The sequence below is a fragment of the Shewanella aestuarii genome (genome assembly GCF_014647215.1).
GTDB lineage: Bacteria > Pseudomonadota > Gammaproteobacteria > Enterobacterales > Shewanellaceae > Shewanella > Shewanella aestuarii.
Genome location: NZ_BMOT01000010.1, coordinates 15,364 through 33,702 on the forward strand (window position 1 = coordinate 15,364; position 18,339 = coordinate 33,702).

Annotated in this window: 12 protein-coding genes and 1 other RNA gene; 3 read left to right on the top strand and 10 right to left on the bottom strand. The window is 40.8% G+C overall.

Translation table 11 applies throughout. The annotated features are described in order from the left end of the window. Positions 1–3 precede the first annotated feature (3 nt). From IEY03_RS13885 to IEY03_RS13900, 4 genes are all read right to left on the bottom strand, one after another. Positions 4–951, bottom strand: coding sequence for a DmsE family decaheme c-type cytochrome (locus IEY03_RS13885; protein WP_373290875.1), 948 nt, complete (start codon positions 949–951; stop codon positions 4–6). Positions 952–1,091: 140 nt separating this feature from the next. Continuing rightward, positions 1,092–3,065 carry an OmcA/MtrC family decaheme c-type cytochrome gene (locus IEY03_RS13890; protein ID WP_188842742.1) on the bottom strand — a complete coding sequence of 658 codons (1,974 nt, stop codon included), beginning with the start codon at positions 3,063–3,065 and terminating at the stop codon, positions 1,092–1,094. 281 nt (positions 3,066–3,346) lie between these two features. Further along, on the bottom strand, positions 3,347–5,467 hold the full coding sequence (locus IEY03_RS13895) for an OmcA/MtrC family decaheme c-type cytochrome (protein ID WP_188842745.1): 2,121 nt from the start codon (positions 5,465–5,467) through the stop codon (positions 3,347–3,349). 328 nt (positions 5,468–5,795) lie between these two features. Then, positions 5,796–6,497 (bottom strand): hypothetical protein, encoded by a 702-nt coding sequence (locus IEY03_RS13900; protein ID WP_188842747.1) that lies wholly within the window; start codon positions 6,495–6,497, stop codon positions 5,796–5,798. Between the two features lie 262 nt (positions 6,498–6,759). Between IEY03_RS13900 and ffs the strand changes: the two genes are divergently transcribed. After that, an RNA gene (ffs, locus tag IEY03_RS13905) (signal recognition particle sRNA small type) lies at positions 6,760–6,857 on the top strand. A gap of 54 nt (positions 6,858–6,911) precedes the next feature. Here the strand turns inward: ffs and IEY03_RS13910 are convergent. From IEY03_RS13910 to dinG, 6 genes are all read right to left on the bottom strand, one after another. Then, a complete protein-coding gene (locus IEY03_RS13910) occupies positions 6,912–7,238 on the bottom strand; it encodes a late competence development ComFB family protein (protein ID WP_188842749.1) in 327 nt (108 codons plus the stop codon). A 78-nt stretch (positions 7,239–7,316) separates the two neighbouring features. Continuing rightward, the gene (locus tag IEY03_RS13915; RefSeq protein WP_188842947.1) at positions 7,317–8,228 is read right to left on the bottom strand and encodes a histone deacetylase family protein; all 912 of its coding nucleotides are present in this window, start codon (positions 8,226–8,228) and stop codon (positions 7,317–7,319) included. A gap of 4 nt (positions 8,229–8,232) precedes the next feature. Beyond that, positions 8,233–8,952 (bottom strand): DUF2057 domain-containing protein, encoded by a 720-nt coding sequence (locus IEY03_RS13920; protein WP_188842751.1) that lies wholly within the window; start codon positions 8,950–8,952, stop codon positions 8,233–8,235. A gap of 9 nt (positions 8,953–8,961) precedes the next feature. Then, on the bottom strand, positions 8,962–9,624 hold the full coding sequence (locus IEY03_RS13925) for a primosomal replication protein (RefSeq protein WP_188842753.1): 663 nt from the start codon (positions 9,622–9,624) through the stop codon (positions 8,962–8,964). Continuing rightward, complete coding sequence (locus tag IEY03_RS13930; protein WP_188842755.1) at positions 9,621–10,394, bottom strand: TSUP family transporter; 774 nt, start codon at positions 10,392–10,394, stop codon at positions 9,621–9,623. The genes IEY03_RS13925 and IEY03_RS13930 overlap by 4 nt, the downstream gene beginning before the upstream one ends. A gap of 8 nt (positions 10,395–10,402) precedes the next feature. Next, a complete protein-coding gene (gene dinG, locus IEY03_RS13935) occupies positions 10,403–12,478 on the bottom strand; it encodes an ATP-dependent DNA helicase DinG (RefSeq protein WP_188842949.1) in 2,076 nt (691 codons plus the stop codon). An 80-nt stretch (positions 12,479–12,558) separates the two neighbouring features. Between dinG and IEY03_RS13940 the strand changes: the two genes are divergently transcribed. Further along, positions 12,559–15,003 carry a DNA polymerase II gene (locus IEY03_RS13940; protein WP_229778339.1) on the top strand — a complete coding sequence of 815 codons (2,445 nt, stop codon included), beginning with the start codon at positions 12,559–12,561 and terminating at the stop codon, positions 15,001–15,003. Between the two features lie 721 nt (positions 15,004–15,724). Beyond that, positions 15,725–18,310 (top strand): TonB-dependent receptor, encoded by a 2,586-nt coding sequence (locus tag IEY03_RS13945; RefSeq protein ID WP_188842757.1) that lies wholly within the window; start codon positions 15,725–15,727, stop codon positions 18,308–18,310. Positions 18,311–18,339 lie beyond the last annotated feature (29 nt).

Sequence of the window (18,339 nt, forward strand, 5' to 3'; positions counted from 1 at the left end):
TCCCTAGCGCTGTAATAGCTTACCTGATGGGTGGTTTGAACCATGCACTTGGCTGTGACAGTTTAAACAACTGCGGCCACCGGTAAATGCATTGTCTCCAACCGTCGAGCCCATACCTGTGTTACCTAAATAGGCATTGCTAGCATGGCCATCGCTGGCATGACATTGCTGACACAGTTGCGGCGCACGTGTTTTTAACATGCCATCATTCACACTACCGTGTGGGTTATGGCAGCTAACACAATTTTCTGTTACTGGCGCGTGTTCCCAAAGTTTAGGACCACGTTTTTCGGTATGACACTCGTAACAAGTTTCATTTACGCTAGGTTTAATTAAATCCGCATCAGCTAGGCTTCCGTGTGGGTTATGACAATCACTACATGTCATTTGATTCCACTTCATTGGGTGACTAGAGCGCTTATTCATATCGGTTTTTTGTTTAGTGTGACAGCTTGTACAAACTTCCATTTCCGTTTGCTTAGACAGCACAGGATCTTTAGCGGTATGAACACTGTGGCAAGAGGCACAAGCCACGTCAGCATTGTCGTGATGGCTGGTGTTCCAAGACATACGTTTGTCATCTAAGTGACAACTCATACAAACACTATTTTGCTTGTCAGCTGGCAGAGTCGAGTTAGGCCCGAAAGTGATCATCGGCTCTTTGCCACCTTTGTTGTGCGAACCTTGCGGACCATGACAGGCTTCACATTGCAAACCCGCCATTGGGCTTTTACTTGAATCAATTGCCCCATGCACGCCTTTGAATAGGTCCATGACCTTTTCTGAACGTTTGTGACACATTAAGCAAGAGTCTGCACCTTTGGGTGAGTATTTGCCTTCTGCAAACTTGGTGTCTAAGGTCGCTTCGACTTCCGCAGGCGACATTTTTTCATCCCATTTCGCAGCATGTGCAGGCATTGCCAAACCCACCATTAATACGGCGGCTGACATTAACCCTGCAAATATTGAATTGGTTTTGTTTTTTGTCTTCATTAGTAGACTTCCTAATTTGTCCATAAAAGCGCTTTGGATATCAAAAAGCGCATTGCCAAGAAACAGGGAGAAGCTTTGGGCTTCTCCCTATGGGCAAATTACATTTTCATTTTGCTATGATTTTCTACGCTTGGCATATGACATGCTAAACAGAACTCTAGTTGAGCTGCGTCATTGGCTTGTTGGTAAGAACCGTTTACCACCGCACCTTGTCCTTCTGCGTGAGTTTTGATTTCTTCAAAACCATGACAAGAAGCACAGGTTGCTGTGATAGGTGTGGTGTAGCTATCGCCACCACCAGCAGTTGCTAATGCACCTTTAAGCTTGAATGCATCAAGATTGAAGTCATTATGACATTGGGTACAATCTTTAATAATACCTTGCTCACCATGAACACTGTGCAGTTTCATTTCAAGTGCACCTTGGTTTGCACCAGAGGCATAAGTGCCATCAGGCGTGTGACAAGTCACACAACCATCTACGCCAATAACAACTTGACCTTCAGAGTTTTCACGGCCTAGTTGTTCTGTCATCACAAAACCGGCGTGGTAACCTTTATGGATTTCAAAGGTTTCGCCGTGACAGTTTTGACAGCTGCTAAAGTTTACTGAATCAGTGTGACGTAAGCTGGGTGCATTACCAGATAATGTGCCATGTGTTAATTGAGCTTTCATTGATGTTGTTGCAACACCTTCAGCACAGTCAACGGCTTTAATACCATCGTTACACATTTCTAAACCAATGAAAGTGAATGCGGTATCGGCATCACCTGCACCAAATGGTAATGAAGCAAAAGTATAGCTTAGGTTACCATTTTCAATGGTGACGCCTTGTTGCAACTGACCCGTTTTAATTAAGTCTTTGGCAATTTTAGCTAAGCCACTACCAGGGCTTGGGTTATAGCCCATTATTGGGAAGTTTGGCCCGACGTTGGTTAAGGTTTCAACCCGTTGAATTTTGCTTAGCATCGAAGCAACATCAAGTGCAGTACCGTCAGCATTTAACATTGAAACGGATAAAGTCGCCGACATATCTGTATCGGTAGCTTTATTTGCGGTTAATGTTGCACTCATGCCATACATGTCAATAAAGGCTTTTTTCTCAACAAATGGACCTGTATGAATTTCTTCGGTCCAAGAGGCGTTATGACAAGCGATACAGTTTGAATTATCTAACTGCTGAGAGTGACCTTTACCGGCTTTAAAGTCGATATTGGTGTGACAACTTGTACAGGTTTCCATTGTTGGAATACGTGTCCAGTTACCCCATTCAGTTAGCTCTTCAGATTCAACGTGACAGGTTTGGCAGTTATCTTGAACAATCGCATGAGCCGTTTCTGCGGTGTAGTCGTTGCGGCCCCAAACTTTGTTTGAGTTGTGAACGTTATGCACTAAATGAGCAAAGGCGACTTCAGGCTTACCACGGCCATCAGCCCACTCTTGAGTATGACAAGTGATACAGGTTTCAACTGAAGTGGCTTTATGATAAATCTTCTCGCCTTCAGCATGACACGATGCACAAGCTGCAGCCGATACGATATTTTTGGTGTATTTTGCTTGGTAGCCTTCGCCGTCAAAATCACGGACAATTTCTTTGACTGCTACTGGGGTTACGCCATCAATCAATGTCGAAGTTGGAGAGACCACGTTAAAGCGTTGGGTCAAGGCAGCGTTAAACTTTTCAGAGTCAAACGTATCGAAGGTAAAGATGTAATTACCGTTCTTTTGATCTTCAAACGTTTTTGATGAGCCCAGTTTTTGCCAATTAGCGCTGCTACCAGCACCCGCTGCACCCTGAGGGATTAACTGGGCTGCGTTTTCAATGACAATGTCTTTTAGACCAATAACCGGTAGGTCGTCTTCATTAGTGGCAAATACTTTTACTACAGGTTTGCCCTCTGTATAGCTAACATTGGTAATTTCAAGATTTAGCACTGTAATGGCTTCTGCGGGTTCACCACCTGGATTGCCAGGGTTACCCGGATTACCATCATCACCACCACAACCAACAAGTGTCATAGAGGTTGCTGTTGCTAATAACAGCGCAATTTTTGAGTATTTTGTGTTCATCATATTTTCCCTGCAAAGGTAAAACATCATCTTAACTGGCAGTTTCCTCTGCAAGGTGCGCCTAAATGGTGCTTATTATTCAGCTAAGTCAATGTTGGAAAATGTATTCCTATCAATAAGGTTACTGCATACATTTGAATAAAGCTTTATTGGTTTATACAGAGTGTGAAGCTGATCTTTCTATTTATAAAGAGGTATTTAACTTGGTAGTTATACCCTGATAAATATTGAATCAAACAGCAGAGCCGCTCCTTGAGCGGCTCTTAAAAACACTCGTTATCCTATTAATGCCCACCCCAGTTAGAGTGAGATTCAAGTATGCGATTATCTGTGTGACATGTAGAACAAGCTTCTTGAACATTCATCGCATCATAATCAGCAGCAGGAATACCTAGCTTCTCGATAGTACCAATTACGCCACCGTTATTCTCAATATGACTAATTGTTGATTCACTTAAGCCGTATGGAGGAACATGGCAACTCACACATGCCGCCGTTTGTGGAGAAACGACCAACAAATCACCATTGGTATCTTTACCAAAAGCAACAGGTGAAGCTGTGGCTTTAATGCCTTGGATAGAGAATCCTTCATCGCCATGACAAGCTTGGCATTCAGTCTTTTTGAAGAATAAAGAGCCACTTGAATCATAAACATAATGTTTTGAATGCACTTTAATCGCTAAATTTGAGTTTGAGCGAGTGCCATTATGGCAAGAGGCACAACCATCAAGATCATTTGAATAGCGATGTGTAATCTCAGTGGTATGACATTGTTGACAGTCTTTCATTTCTGCATGTTGCATGCGAGGTGAAGAATCAACTTTTGAGCCATCGACATTAAAGTAGTAGGTGTCAGATGTTACATATGGCGCTGATTGCTTATTCAGATCTAAATCTTCTGTACTACAATCTGCAATTACACCTTTTCTAGAGCAAACATGAAGTTGACTGCTTAATGCGATCGTTGAGTTTGCATCCAGTAATGTTTTGATTTTAAAATCGTTTGAACTGATTGTTGCAGTAATAGAGCCATCAGTTTGTTCAACGAAGTGATTAATCCCTACTTTTTGGTAGTTAACCAAGAAGTCATCATTTAGCACACCGTTAATCACAATCGCACTATTAAAACCACCGTATTTGTATGGGCGAGGATCGATTTGCTTAAGTGTGACTACGTCATTGCCATTTTTAACAAAAAAGTTAACAGCAATGGAAGATTCATCTTCGGCGACAGACATTGAATTGAAGCTAACTTTGATTTTTGACGCTAAATTATTGCTGTTTAGTGAGTAATGCGCACTTTCAGCGCCACGACCTCGGCCTTCACCACCATGACAGTCAAAACAATTTGCACCTTGTTTATGGGATGCTTTTACTCCCGCAGCTTCAGCCGCTGGGCTTGGGCTGTGGCAGCTCCAACATGCTGTGGTATCCACATCTGCTTTCCAGCTGTCTGTTAAATTGAAATCTTCATTCGGATTATGACAAGTCAAACAGTTTGATGTCATTTGTGGATATACGCCATCACTGCTTAAGTTAGCCGTAGTATGGATACTGTGAACCATACCTTTAATCGAACCATCAAATGCATAGGCTTCACCAATGGCATTACCGTCAGCATCTTTATCTTGTTTGCTGTAGCGGTTGTAATCGGTATGACAGAATGAACAGGCTTCTTCTGTATTATGCTTGCTACCATGCATAGAGAGTTCGCCTGCTTGGCCAGCTCTATGACAGGTTTGGCAGTCAGAGTTAGCTAAGATTTGCAGGGGTTTTTCTACTTGTACGTCAGTGGCTGGTACCCAATAAAAGAAACTATTGTCGACAAGTGTTTTAGATTGGTCATTAGTGGTTTTAATTGATAAATAAATACCATTTGTTGCATCGGCAACAAAGTCATACTTTTCAAGAGTATCAATAGCTTTATCTATTTTTATAGAGTAAGAACCATCTTTGTTGTCTGTGAAGCAGTCAGTGCATGTGCTTTTAGAACCGTCAAAATAGCTTGAACCCGTGAAGTATCCTTCACCTTTATCTTTGTTGAAATAACTTAACCAAATTTTGCGTTCTGGGTTTGGATTGATAATGTCATCAGCGCCGAGTTCAGTCGCAGAGCCTACACGGCCAAAAGAAATTGTAGCGATATCTGTTTGAGTTAACCCAAAAATCGCTGCGCCTTTGGCATCAGCAAGTTTGAAGGTTAAAGATAATAATTTACTGTCGTCTACTTTAGCTTCTGTAATTGTACTTTTGATAAAGGTAGCTGATTTAATTGGGGTGCCAATTGGACCATCTGGACCATCAGGGCCATCTACACCATCGCTACCACAACCTGCTAGTACAAAGGATAAAATCCCTGCACTAAAAACAGCTTTTGCTGTTGTATTAAAATTGAATCGTTTCATCATATTTCCCTGCAATATTTTTATCACTTTCGGTTGTTCATCCAAAAGTGTTTGGTTTTAACCCATAGACAGTTTAACTAACCTCTCACTCTAGTTCAGCGAGAGGACGCGAGAGTTGTGAACTATGCCCATCTATTCCTTTAGTAGTAGCGCTTTAACTATGATGTTGATGTCTCATGTTAATTTTTTACTTAACTAAACTGTTTATTTGTAAAGATATTAGTTTTCTTCGAAACTTTTTTCCAACAATAACATTAGCAAATCTATGGTAATTAAGATTGTCAGAAGTGTGTGCTTTTGGGGTGAAAATATAGATATGTGACTAAGATCACATTTTGTAACTCACTGAAAATAATATGAATTGAGAATAGATCTCATTAACACTTTTCTGTTTAGATAATTTAACTGGAGTAAATGGGTTTTGCGGCGAAGATGCGGTACTTGCAGATATCATCCAATCTAAATGTAAATTTAAATTCTCGATGAGTTGGTAATTCATATAGGTTCTGAGCTGTTGATTTGATGTGTTAGATTGTTCAAATAGAGGTAGGGTCATTTGATAATTCACGCCAATAATGAGTTTATTACTCAGTAATTGGTGCATGATGACTTCGCTGCCTAGCAGGGTATATTCATTGTGACCCGATGCATTTTCTTGCAACCTTTCTGTCGCTGGGTGATTTGATGCATATTCCAATGAGTAAATGGTATGTCTTTGATGCTGAAAGTAACTATTGATGCTGAGTTTGGTTGAAAGTTGCCATTGTGAGTTTATGCCAATTTGTGCTGAGGGAAATGTTGACCAGGGGTAATGCTCAAAGTCGTCATACGTTTCGCTATGACTCAATATGCTTACTGACGGAGAGAAATTTATTGTGTCGGCGTCAAAATTTTGGACCGCTTGGGTATAAGACATGAAATGGTTTGTTAACTCATGAGGTGGATTATTTTCAAACTCTCCGGCATTAATGGATTTATTTATCCCCAGCAGCAAATATAAGGAAAATGTGACAAGTAAGATGTGGCTCATCTACGTTCTCCTTTCAGTAGTAGGGGATACAGCTGCAAGTGTTGTAAAAATATCGAAGCGCTTAGGTCGGTATCTTTATCGTAAATAAAGTATAGAGGATGTTTTACAGCCTGCTTTGGTAAACCACAATTGAGTAATGATTGTTCAACTAGTGGGGAAAACGTAAAAAGGCAGGCTTTAGGGGTTGATTGCACTGATGCGTTAAGGGATAATCGCCGCGTTCTAGATAAGGTTTTAGCCTTTTTAGAAAACTATGGTGACCCTAGGGTCCCCCCGCAACGATAACTTGTGAACTCGGCCAGGCCCGGAAGGGAGCAACCGCAGCAAGCGACTCGTGTGCCGGGGTGTCGGCTCTAGGGGAGCCTCCAAACTCTCCTGATTTACCTTTCACATCAATGCAAATTAGTCATTAGCTTATTCAGTGTGTTTTAACGGCATTACTGATGTTTGTGTTTGTTGAGTTTCTTGCTCTTCTTTTAATCTTTTTTGCAAATTTGCTTTTAGAAATGCCCTCGAACGTTCTAATGCCGTGCTTATTTCAGTTTTCATTTGCTTAAGTTCGTTATAATCTTCAAAAAAATAAGTATCAACTAAGTGTCTGATGTATCTGACAGGTAATTGATTTAACGTCACACAGCAAAGATCTGCCAAGTAATCTTCAGGTAACTCTTCCATTAAGCCTTCATCGCGCAAGATTTCCAACAGTAAGACTTCATAATAATTACGGAATTCTAAATGCATGGTGTTACTCCATTGAAATGTTTTTATGCTGCCATTGTTGTTTTTTAAAGGCTGGCTAAATTGTTCATTGTTTTATTTTTACACCCAAACCTGATTTGCTGCAATCAACAATTGGCTGTGTCTTTGGGTTAATGCTGCAGCTTGACGACTATAGCCTCCGCCAATCACCGCGGCTATAGGAATGTTTTGCTGTTTTGCTATAGACAATACTAGCTTATCTCTTTCAAAAATGCCTTGAGTTGAGATATTTAAGTAACCTAAATCATCATCCTCATGAATATCGACTCCAGCATCATAAATAATCATATCCGGTCGATGTAGCTGGATTAAATAGCTCAATATGCTCCCAATGTGAGACAAGTACTCGTTATCATCGCACCCTTTATCAAGCTCTATATCATAATCCGACAGAGGTTTTCTGGAGGGGAAGTTCTGTTTGCAATGTACCGAGCAACTGATAATGTTCGGTTGGTTTTGGCACAAGGTTGCTGTGCCATCACCTTGATGGACGTCACAATCAAATATCAGTACCGTATCAAGCTGCTCAGTGGTAATAAGATGATTAGCTGCAATGACTAAGTCATTGAAAATACAAAATCCACTACCAAAATCTCGGTGCGCGTGATGATACCCGCCAGTAAAATGCACCGCTATTTGATGTTCAAGCGCCAGTTTGCAGGTTAGCAAGGTGCCATTTACTGCATATAAGGTTCTGTCCACCAAGCGCTGACTCCAAGGGAAACCTATTCTTCTGATTGCTTTGGGCTCTATTGTTCCATTTATAAAGGCATTGACATAATTAGGGTCATGGACAGCTTTGATTAATTCAAGATCTATTTTTTCAGCTTGGTAATGCATACTTGGGCAAACTAAGCCGCCTTGAATAGCATGCTCAAATAATTGCTGGTATTTAGCGGTAGGGAAGCGGTGCATAGGGGGTAACGCCAGCTGAGAATAGCTGGCGTGATAAACAAAAGGCAGTTTCATTATGTCATTACAATTGTTTTATAGCCCATCCCATAAACTCTTTACGGGTTTTTTCATCGGCTTGTAACCACCAATATTGCAACATTTGCTCAGCTTGGGCTGGGTTATCCGCTTTAATAGGTTGAGCCGTTTTAGTTTCAGTTGTGGCAACAGTTGTGGCAACAGCTGTTGCAGCGACTGTGGCCGATGCTGGAGGTGTTGCTGATTGTACTACTGCGGCTGGAGCTACCCCATTACTAGTGGCATTTACAGATAAGGCATCAACGTCATTACCTTTGTTGCCATTAAAAATGTTGGCAAGAAATGACTCTTCTTCAAAATTAGTTTGTTCAACTGAGTAATTAACCGAACCTTTGTCTTCTCGTGTGATAATCACTTTAGGATCTTTAGCAAACGATTTTGGGCGTTTAATCACTTCGCCATCTGCCGCCGAAAGAGTGTAATTCACATCGCCAACAACATTTAACGTCACAATAAAGGGGGCCGACTTGATAAAGCTTTGGCTGTCGCTGAAATCATCTTCAACCATATCATGATATCTAATGGCGATTTTATGACTTCCATTGTCTAGTTTTAAATCAGATTTGTGGCTGAACATGTTCGTTTCAATCTGTTTCCCATCCAGCGCCAAATATTCAAAAGACATAGGAATAGTGAGGTTAGCTGCCATCAACGACGTTGATGATAGCAATGCCATAATAGCACCGGTGGTGACGAATGATTTCATTGTTGCTCCTTAACGATTAAAACTCTGGCGCGGACGCTCAAAGTGCTGTATCCGCTCTTCAATATAGCTAATGGCTTGGCGGCATTTACCTAAACGACGATGCATTAAAAGGATGTCATTTTGCAATCTAATTTTGTCAGCAGCATGACATAACTCTAGATTTGTTTCCATTTGTTGAATTTTATTTTCAAACTTTTTAGCCCAGTTTACATGCTTGTTCAATTCTTCATAAAGCTGATGACTGTTAGACATCACATTATTTGCAATCCAACCAAACTCACTGTTTTGTAATGTTTGCTGTTGTTTTTTTGCATATCGAGCACGATTACTGGCTTTTTTCTGCTCGGCCGACTTTAAGTTCAAACCTGTAGTTAACAATGCCCGTCTTAGGGCGGTGAACCTATCTTGAATGCGTTGACAGCTAAGTTCAATAGTGCTTTTGGCTAGCTTCAGGGTTAACTGTTTTTCTAATTGGCTGACATCTTTTCGCAGCTGTTGAACACAGGGGAGTAGTTGCGCGCCTTGCTGAACAAATAAATTATGGTTAAACCGTTCAACGTGTTCGAGTGTCTTTTTCTGTTGTGGGGCGAGCTGTTGGTCGTGTTGAAGCACTTCTTGTTCGATGTGATCAAGTTGCTGTTTCAACGTTAGAATTAATTGTTGGGTGTTCATACCCAAGCGCTCCAGGCTAAATGGGTCGCGATGGAAACGACAGAGATGATAAACAGTGGTTTGATAAAAGGAATGCCGAATCGAATAGCACTGCGGGCACCAATAAAAGATCCTGCCATCATGCAAACTCCCATCCATAATCCTAGTAACCAATTGACCTGACCAGCAAAAGCAAAAATTACCAGCGCGGTAATGTTACTTATCAATGTCATAATTCTAGCCAATGCACAGCTTTCTAAAAGCGGCAGTTTATGTAGCGATATCGATGAAACCGTCCAAAATGCGCCTATCCCGGGGCCTGCAAAGCCATCATAACTGCCTAATATTACCCCTTGTAACCCTTGGCGGTTATTTGAAGGTGTTTTGCTTGGCGACATACAATGTTGTCCGCCCATAGCTTTGGGGCTGAATAAAGTATAAATAGCAATGCTGATAATAAGTAAAGGTAACAGCTTTTCAAGCCAGTTAGCATTAATCAAAAAAACCAGACCAGAGCCTAAAATGGCGCCAAAAAATGTCGCTATGGCACAGGTTTTCCAAAAATGGGGGGTAAATAATTGCTGCTTATAATAAGTGTAGCTAGAAGTGATAGAACCAAAACAGGCTGCCAGTTTATTGGTGCCTAAAGCCATATGCGGAGGGATCCCAACGGCGAGTAATGCTGGAATGGATAATAGTCCGCCGCCGCCAACAATGGCGTCAATAAAACCCGCAACAATTCCAATAATAGCCAAAACAGCAAGATGGCTTGGGTCTAACAATAATTCCAAAAAAATACCTACTCGATCACACGCCTAAAAGGCGGCAATGCATCAATTAATGATTTTCCATAACGCTTAGTGACTAAACGACGGTCTAAAATAGTCACCCGACCGTAATCTTGCTCTTTACGCAGTAATCTACCACAACTTTGAACTAACTTGCGCGAAGCATCTGGAATGGTTAATTGTAAGAAGGGATTTCCGCCTTTAACCTTAACGTATTCAGCATGAGCTTGTTCTACAGGTGATGTAGGAACAGCAAAAGGCAATTTAGTAATAATTAAGTTAGTAAGGTAGTCGCCGGGTAAATCTAAGCCTTCAGAAAAGCTCCCCGTGCCAAAAATAATACTCGGCTCACCCTCATCACAACGCTCTTTATGTTGGCTTAAAATTTGTTGCCTTGGCATAGTGCCTTGAATAAAAAGTTGCGAGGCAGGGATTTTTCCCTCGACAAGTTCAGCTACTTTTTCCATTTGCCAATAAGACGCAAATAATACTAATGAAGCCATTTCACCGTCAATTAAGGCAATGATTTGAGTGGCTAATTCTGCGGTGTAATCATCGTCGGTTGGCTCATTATCCATTTGAGGGATAAATAATGTGGCATTATTTTCATAATCAAATGGCGATTGCAGTGCTAAGAAGCGGCTACCATCATTGGTGCTTAAGCCCACTTGGTGGGCAAAATGGTTAAAGTTATTCAATGCCCTTAATGTGGCGCTGCATAGCACAACACCAGCGGCTTTTTGCCACAACATAGATTCGAGCATAAAACCCACTTCAATGGGGGATGCACTAACCAGATAATCCTGCTGTTTACCGGTAATAAGTTCAATCCATCTTGCCGTGGGAGCGCCTTTTTTACTGTCTTCTTTGGCGATCATTTTCCACACTTTATGGAGGTTTTCGAGGCGCTGAAGAATAAAGCCCGTTTCAGACAATAAACCTTCGGATTGATGTTTTGGCACTTCGCCGTCTTTAATGGCTTCAGATAATACAGCCACCACTTTATTAAATTGCTTTAGTCCACTGCCTGTGGCTGTGGCCAAGTTTTCAGATTGAATAGTTAATGATTGCGGCAGTTGACCGTGTTCAAAGCGCCATCTGGTTTCTGGGTTAGCAAAAAACTGAGGCTGAGTGTCACAAAAATGAGCCACTTGATTAAGTAAGCTAATTATCTCGGTAATGTGATCAAGCATGGCTTGAACTGGGGCAATAATATTATTGGTTTTCAGCTGGTTTTGTAATTTGCTACACGTTTTACTGGCTTTATCTAACCAATCACATGCCCCTCTAAGAGTGGCTTGGCCGCTGGAAAAGTCCCTTGCAACAATCGGCAGATGATGTGCTTCATCGATAATATAAAACATGTCTTCAGGCTCGGGCAGGATAACGCCACCCCCTAACTCAAGATCGGCAAACAACAAGCTATGATTGGCAATCAATACATCCCAGGTATCGACATCTTCACGAGCTTTATGAAATGGACAATTATGATGAGCCGATACTTGACGGTGGCAACTGTGTTTGTCACAGCATATTTGTTGCCACAAAAAATCAGCAATGGGATCTTTTAAACTATCAAGCTCGCCGTTCCATTTCTTCTGATGGTAATCTTGATGTAATTTTTGCAGTTGTTCTACCTGGCTTTGATCTGGTTTTGTCTGCCACATCGCCATTTGAGAACCATCTTGCGAACCCATCATAGCTTCCAGTTTAGCCAAACACACATAGCGCTGACGACCTTTCACTAAACCAAATTTAAAATCTAAGCCAGAATGTTGCAAAAAAAATGGCAGATCTTTATGTAATAATTGTTCTTGCAGTGCCACGGTTGCTGTCGCTATACAGACTTTCTTTTTACTGGCTATTCCTAAAGGGATTGCACCTAGAATATAAGATAAGGATTTACCAATACCTGTACCGGCTTCAACCACAATAATACGACGCTGCTTGTCGTATTCACCCGCTAAGGTTTTAGAAATTTCTGCCACCATATAGTTTTGTTCTCGACGCGAACGAAACTGCGGCATTGCAGAAGCAATGTCTTTGTAGATGGTGCGAATTTGCGTTTTTACCTTATCGGTTAGCATGAGTAGTATGTATTCTGCCGTGACTGATTTATGCTGTACATAATAACAGTGAATCGTAATGCTTAAAACAGATAATAAAATTGAACTCAAAACTATTGCCAGCAAATAAAACATTAAATCGAATAGAGGGGCAGGTATTAACACGCCATGCGAGCTATCGCCAAGGTCAGTTAGTGCTGCAATATTATGTCAAAACCTTGAGTGGCCCAGTGTTAGTTGAGTTACATCATGAAGAGTTAGTGTGTTTTTGTCGGCAAATTGATATTGATAAGTTAACGCCTTTTCTAACTCAAGCAAGAGTGGCCTCTCTGGCTATGTGCAACTTTCAACATCAAAGTGTTTGCGGTATTTATCTGAAAACAAGCTCCGCTTTAAAACAACTTCAACGCGTGGCGAATGATATCGGTGTGCCTTTGTATGAGGCCGATATTCGCGCTGAGCAACGCTATTTAATTGAACGCTTCATTGCATTTGATATTCAGTTTGAAGGCATTTGGACTGAAAGTTTAGCCAATTTACCTAAGTTAGATGCGTCAAGAGCCAGAAGGGCGATACCGGCTAAATTATTGAATAAAAATATTCAAGCCGTTGTTACAGATGCCTTAGAGCAAGACTTTAATCTCAAAGTTATTTCCCTGGATGTAGAGTGCAGCATGCAAGGCGAACTTTACTCTGTCGGTTTATATGGGGCTAATTACAAACGTGTCATCATGATTGGTACGGCAAATGATTATCCCGATGCTGAGGAATACATCATTTGGGTTGCTGATGAAGAGGCTTTATTGCATGAGCTAATTGCTTGGTTTAGTGAGTTTGATCCCGATATTATTATCGGTTGGGCTGTGATTGTATTTGATTTAGCTCTGTTATTTAAACGCTGCCAGCTGCATCATCTTCCACTGTTGATTGGTCGAGGTGACACCGCGTTATCTTGGAAAGTAGAGGATAAATATCGCCCAGAAACCTTAAATTTACCCGGACGTGTTGTTCTTGATGGCATTGATTGGCTGAAAGCTGCGTTTTATAAGTTTGATAGCTTTTCACTTGAGTTTGTCTCACGAGCCTTACTCGACGAAGGCAAAGCGATTGCGCATGTAGAAAATCGTGGTGGTGAGATTAGTGATATGTTTATTACCAATAAACAAAAATTAGCTCATTACAACCTCACCGATTGTCGATTGGTGTGGGATATTTTTGAAAAAACGCAATTACTGCCTTTTGCAATTGAGCGAGCCAAGCTAACGGGACTAGAGTTCGGCCGGGTAGGGGCATCAATTGCCGCATTTTATCATTTATATTTACCTTATTTGCATCGAAGTGGCTTTGTTGCACCACAAATGCCAGCCAGTAATGGCTTAGAAAGTCCTGGGGGGTATGTTATGGACTCTATCCCTGGGCATTATAAAAATGTTTTGGTACTGGATTTCAAAAGTTTGTACCCATCAATTATTCGCACTTTTTTAATCGACCCCAAAGGGCTAGTAGAAGGATTAAAAATTGCTGAGTCAGATGTCGATTCTGATGACATTGTCGAGGGTTTTTTAGGCGCGAAATTTCACCGTAACAATCCCATCCTTCCGAAACTGATTGCAAGTTTAGCCGAACAAAGGGAGTTGGCTAAAAAAAGTCATAATCAGCCTTTGTCGCAAGCGATTAAAATTATCATGAATTCGTTATACGGCGTTCTGGGCTCAAAGGGGTGCATATTTCATGACGCTAAACTTGCTAGTTCAATCACTATGCGTGGCCATCAAATTATGAAGCTGACAAAAGCTTGGGTTGAAGAAATGGGCTACCAAGTCATTTATGGCGACACCGACTCTACTTTCGTCTGGCTTGGAAACGAGCTGCAAACAAATGCCGATTTAATTGGTCATCAGATGGCAGAGGAAATTACTCAAAAATGGGCTTCATGGTGTGATTCTAAATACAATTTGACCAGTTTTCTTGAGTTAGAATTCGAGAGTCATTTTAATCAATTTATTATGCCGACCTTAAGAGGCAGTGAGCTTGGCAGTAAAAAACGCTATGTAGGGTTAAAACTGGATAAACACCATAAACCTGAAATGGTGTTTAAAGGCATGGAGCAGGTAAGAAGTGACTGGACTGAGCTTTCAAAACGTATTCAATATCAGCTATATCAACGTTTTTTTAATCAGCAAGATGTAAGTGAGTTTTTACAATCTCAAGTTGCCTTGCTAAAGCATGGGGCATTTGATTCTGAATTAGTTTTGAAAAAACGGTTAAAACGAAATGTTGAAGATTACACGGCAAAATCTGCACCGCATGTAAAAGCTGCCAAGCTTATGGCTGAATATCAGCAAGACAATAATTGGTTAAAAAGAGGCGCTGTAATTGAGTATGTGATGACGACAGTTGGTGTACAGCCTGTTTGTGAAAAAATCTGGATATTAGATTATGACTACTACATTGAAAAGCAGATTAAGCCCATTGCTGAACCGATACTTTCATTACTTGGACTGAGTTATGATGACTTTTCTAACGGGCAAATGTTGTTGATATAATGTTTTCGTTAAGATTGTGATTAAAGCTTAACTAAGTTAACAGATGAATAAATTCTATTTACACCATTGAGAGGGTATTTCTTACAGTCGAATTGAATTTTGCGCCGATAATAAGGCCAATTTAGGTGCTAATAGCGGGGCTTTTGCAAGTAAAAACCAATAGCAAAAAACAGTTTAATATGCTTTGTTGTTCTCAAATAAAGATGACTAACCCTCACACATTGATGAAGTCTCCAATCGCAATGTGACTGCTTAATCTGTGTGATATTCAATAGTTTTTTGGTCAAATTTCATCCATCTTTAGTGTCATTTCCCCATGTAAATAACGGCATTGGCTTGTTTTGTTCAGTCAAGTGTTAACCATTTTGTTGCAGCTAACATCATCAGACAACTCAAACAGGCTATTACAGCTGTTGTTCTTTTGTTAAATCGCATAATTTTGTGAGAAATAATTATATATTTAGCTAAGGTATTGAAAAGAAAGTGATATATCGCAGATTTTGACGCCAGCGTTCATAAAAGTGAACAGCTTTAAGTTGATAACTTGATTAACTTTTGCGCTTACAATGCATCAATTGTTGATTACTTGTTTCAAATGTGATTTTATTGCGCTGTAAATGTGTTTTTGTGGCTAAAGGTGTTACAAATCACGTTAACCAGCATGTCAATTAATGAACTGTTGGAATTATAAGAAAGACAAATATGTCCAGGGAGATAGACAATGCATAAGAATTTACTAGCTAAGTCAGTGCGCTTCGCACTTATTAGCGGTGCAGCCGCTGCTGCATTTACTGCTCCAGCAGTTTTCGCTGCTGAAGAAGATGGCGCAAAAGTTGAACGTATTGAAGTTACTGGTTCACGTATTAAGCGTAGTGACTTAGAAGGTGCTTCACCTGTAACTACAATTACAACTGAAGACATGAAGATGGAAGGTAACTTTACTGTTGCTGATGCTCTTCGTAATAGTAACTTAAACTCATTTGGTTCGTTCTCTGAACGTTCAGGTAGCTCTGCTCAATCTCAAGCTACTATCGATCTACGTGGTGCTGGTTCAAGCCGTACACTAGTTCTTATCGATGGTAAGCGTTTCCCTGGTTCACCAACTCTTGGTGGTGCATCAGCAAACTTAAACGCTATCCCAATGGCAGCAGTTGAACGTATCGAAATTTTAACTGATGGTGCATCTTCTACTTATGGTTCTGATGCGATTGCTGGTGTTGTTAACATCATCATGAAAAAGAACTATCAAGGTATTGAGTTCAACGTTGGTGGCGGTTCTCGTGATAGAGACGGCGGATTAACAAGTAAAGAATTCTCAGTGGTTGCTGGTTATCAGATGGATAAAGGTAACATTACTTTCTCTTTCGACCACCAAGACCGTAAAGGTATTTCAGATGCAGACCGTGACTACACTGCAGCTGGACAACTTAATGCAAACTCACAAGCATACGTAGACACTCCAGGTTGGAGTATTTATGGTGCTACAGTAGCAGCGCCTGATTTCTCTTCAGCAGCAGCTTCTCCTTTATGTGACGATTTGATCAACGAATATGGTAATGATGTATTCGCAAAAGTAAAAGCTGACACAGACTGGAGCCCAGGTTCTGAGTACTGTATGTATGCATTTGCTAACGTTTCATACAACAAAGCATCTGTAGACCGTAACACTGTTTATGTTGATGCTAACTATGAAATTGCTGAAGATGTAGAATGGTTTGGTCGTGCAATGGTCACCCAAAACAATTCATTCGGTCGTTATGCTCCTCCAGCAGCTCCTTGGCGTAACATGTCTGCTACTAACCCTCACAACCCATTTGGTGCTGAAACAACAGGTTATTTCCGTTGGGTTGGTATCGGAACACGTGATGGTATCGTAGATGACTACAACCAAGATTATTTAACCGGTTTACGTGGTACTATTAGTGCATTAAATGATGCTCAGTGGGAATTCTACTATCACCACAATATCGCTGATAACAAATCTATCGGTGAGTACTACTTAAGCTACTCAGGCCTTGCTTATAACCAAAAAAATGGTATTGATCTAGGTTCTGAAGCTGGTGTGAACAACATGAAAGCGACAACCTTAACTCAAGGTCGCGCTACTTTTGACCAGTATAGTGGTGGTATCGGTTTCGATGCTTTCGACTTACCAGGTGGTACAGTCGCTCATTACTTCGGTATGGAATACTTCGATCAACAGTTCAGTGAAGTGTATGATGCACAATCTGAAGCTGGCTTAATTGGTGGTAGTGCTGGTGGCGACCGTCAAGTTTGGGCTGCATTCTATGAAGCAGTATTACCAATTGTTGATGACGTAGAATTGAACTTAGCAGCTCGTTACGATGACTACTCAGACTTTGGTAACAACGTAGCACCTAAAGCTTCTGTTCGTTGGCAAGCGCTTGATAATGTTGTTGTACGTGCATCTTACTCAGAAGCATTCCGTGCACCTTCATTAGATCAGTTATATGCAGCAACGACTTTCAGTGCTGATACCGGTACCGATTATCCATTCTGTGCATCTAACGGTATTTCAGATGCTGATTGTGCTTCACGTCAATTTGATACTTATATCCGCGCTAACAAGGATCTAGGTCCTGAAACTTCAGAGTATGTTAACTTTGGTATTGCTTGGGATATCGTTGATGACATCGGTTTAAAAGTTGATTACTTCAACTTGAACATTGATGATGTTATTAGCCGTCGTTCAATCACCAACGTAATGCGTGGTATTGACGCTGGTACTTTACCAACTTCTGAAACTTTCTATGTTAACCGCGCTCCAAATGGCCCAGGTGGTACTTTAGGTCGTGCAAATGAAGTTGGTACTGGTTATGGTAACGGTGACAAACTAGAAATCACTGGTATTGACGTTGCATTAAACGCTAAGTTTGAAACTGGCGCTGGTGATATCGGTATCAACTGGAATAACAGCTTCGTTCTTGATTATATTCAAGAAATCGAAGGTGGTTCTGAAGCAACTGACATTGCTGGTTGGAACGGTTCTCCAGATTTCAAGTCTAATATCACATTAAGCTACTCGCTTGCTGATCATAGCGTTTCTTGGAACTCTAACTACACTTCATCTACTTATGAAGATGATGACACAGGTCGTTTAGACTCGTGGTTAATTCATAACTTAAGTTATGTTTATGATGCTGGTAACTTTGGTTCTATCTTACTAGGTATCAACAACCTAACAGATGAAGACCCAGTACTAAGTTCAGCAGGTACTTTTGATAATCCTGACCTATATAACAACTATGGTCGTGAGTACCGTGCAAGCTATACTCTTAAGTTCTAATTTTAAGAAATATAATTTGTACTAAATAA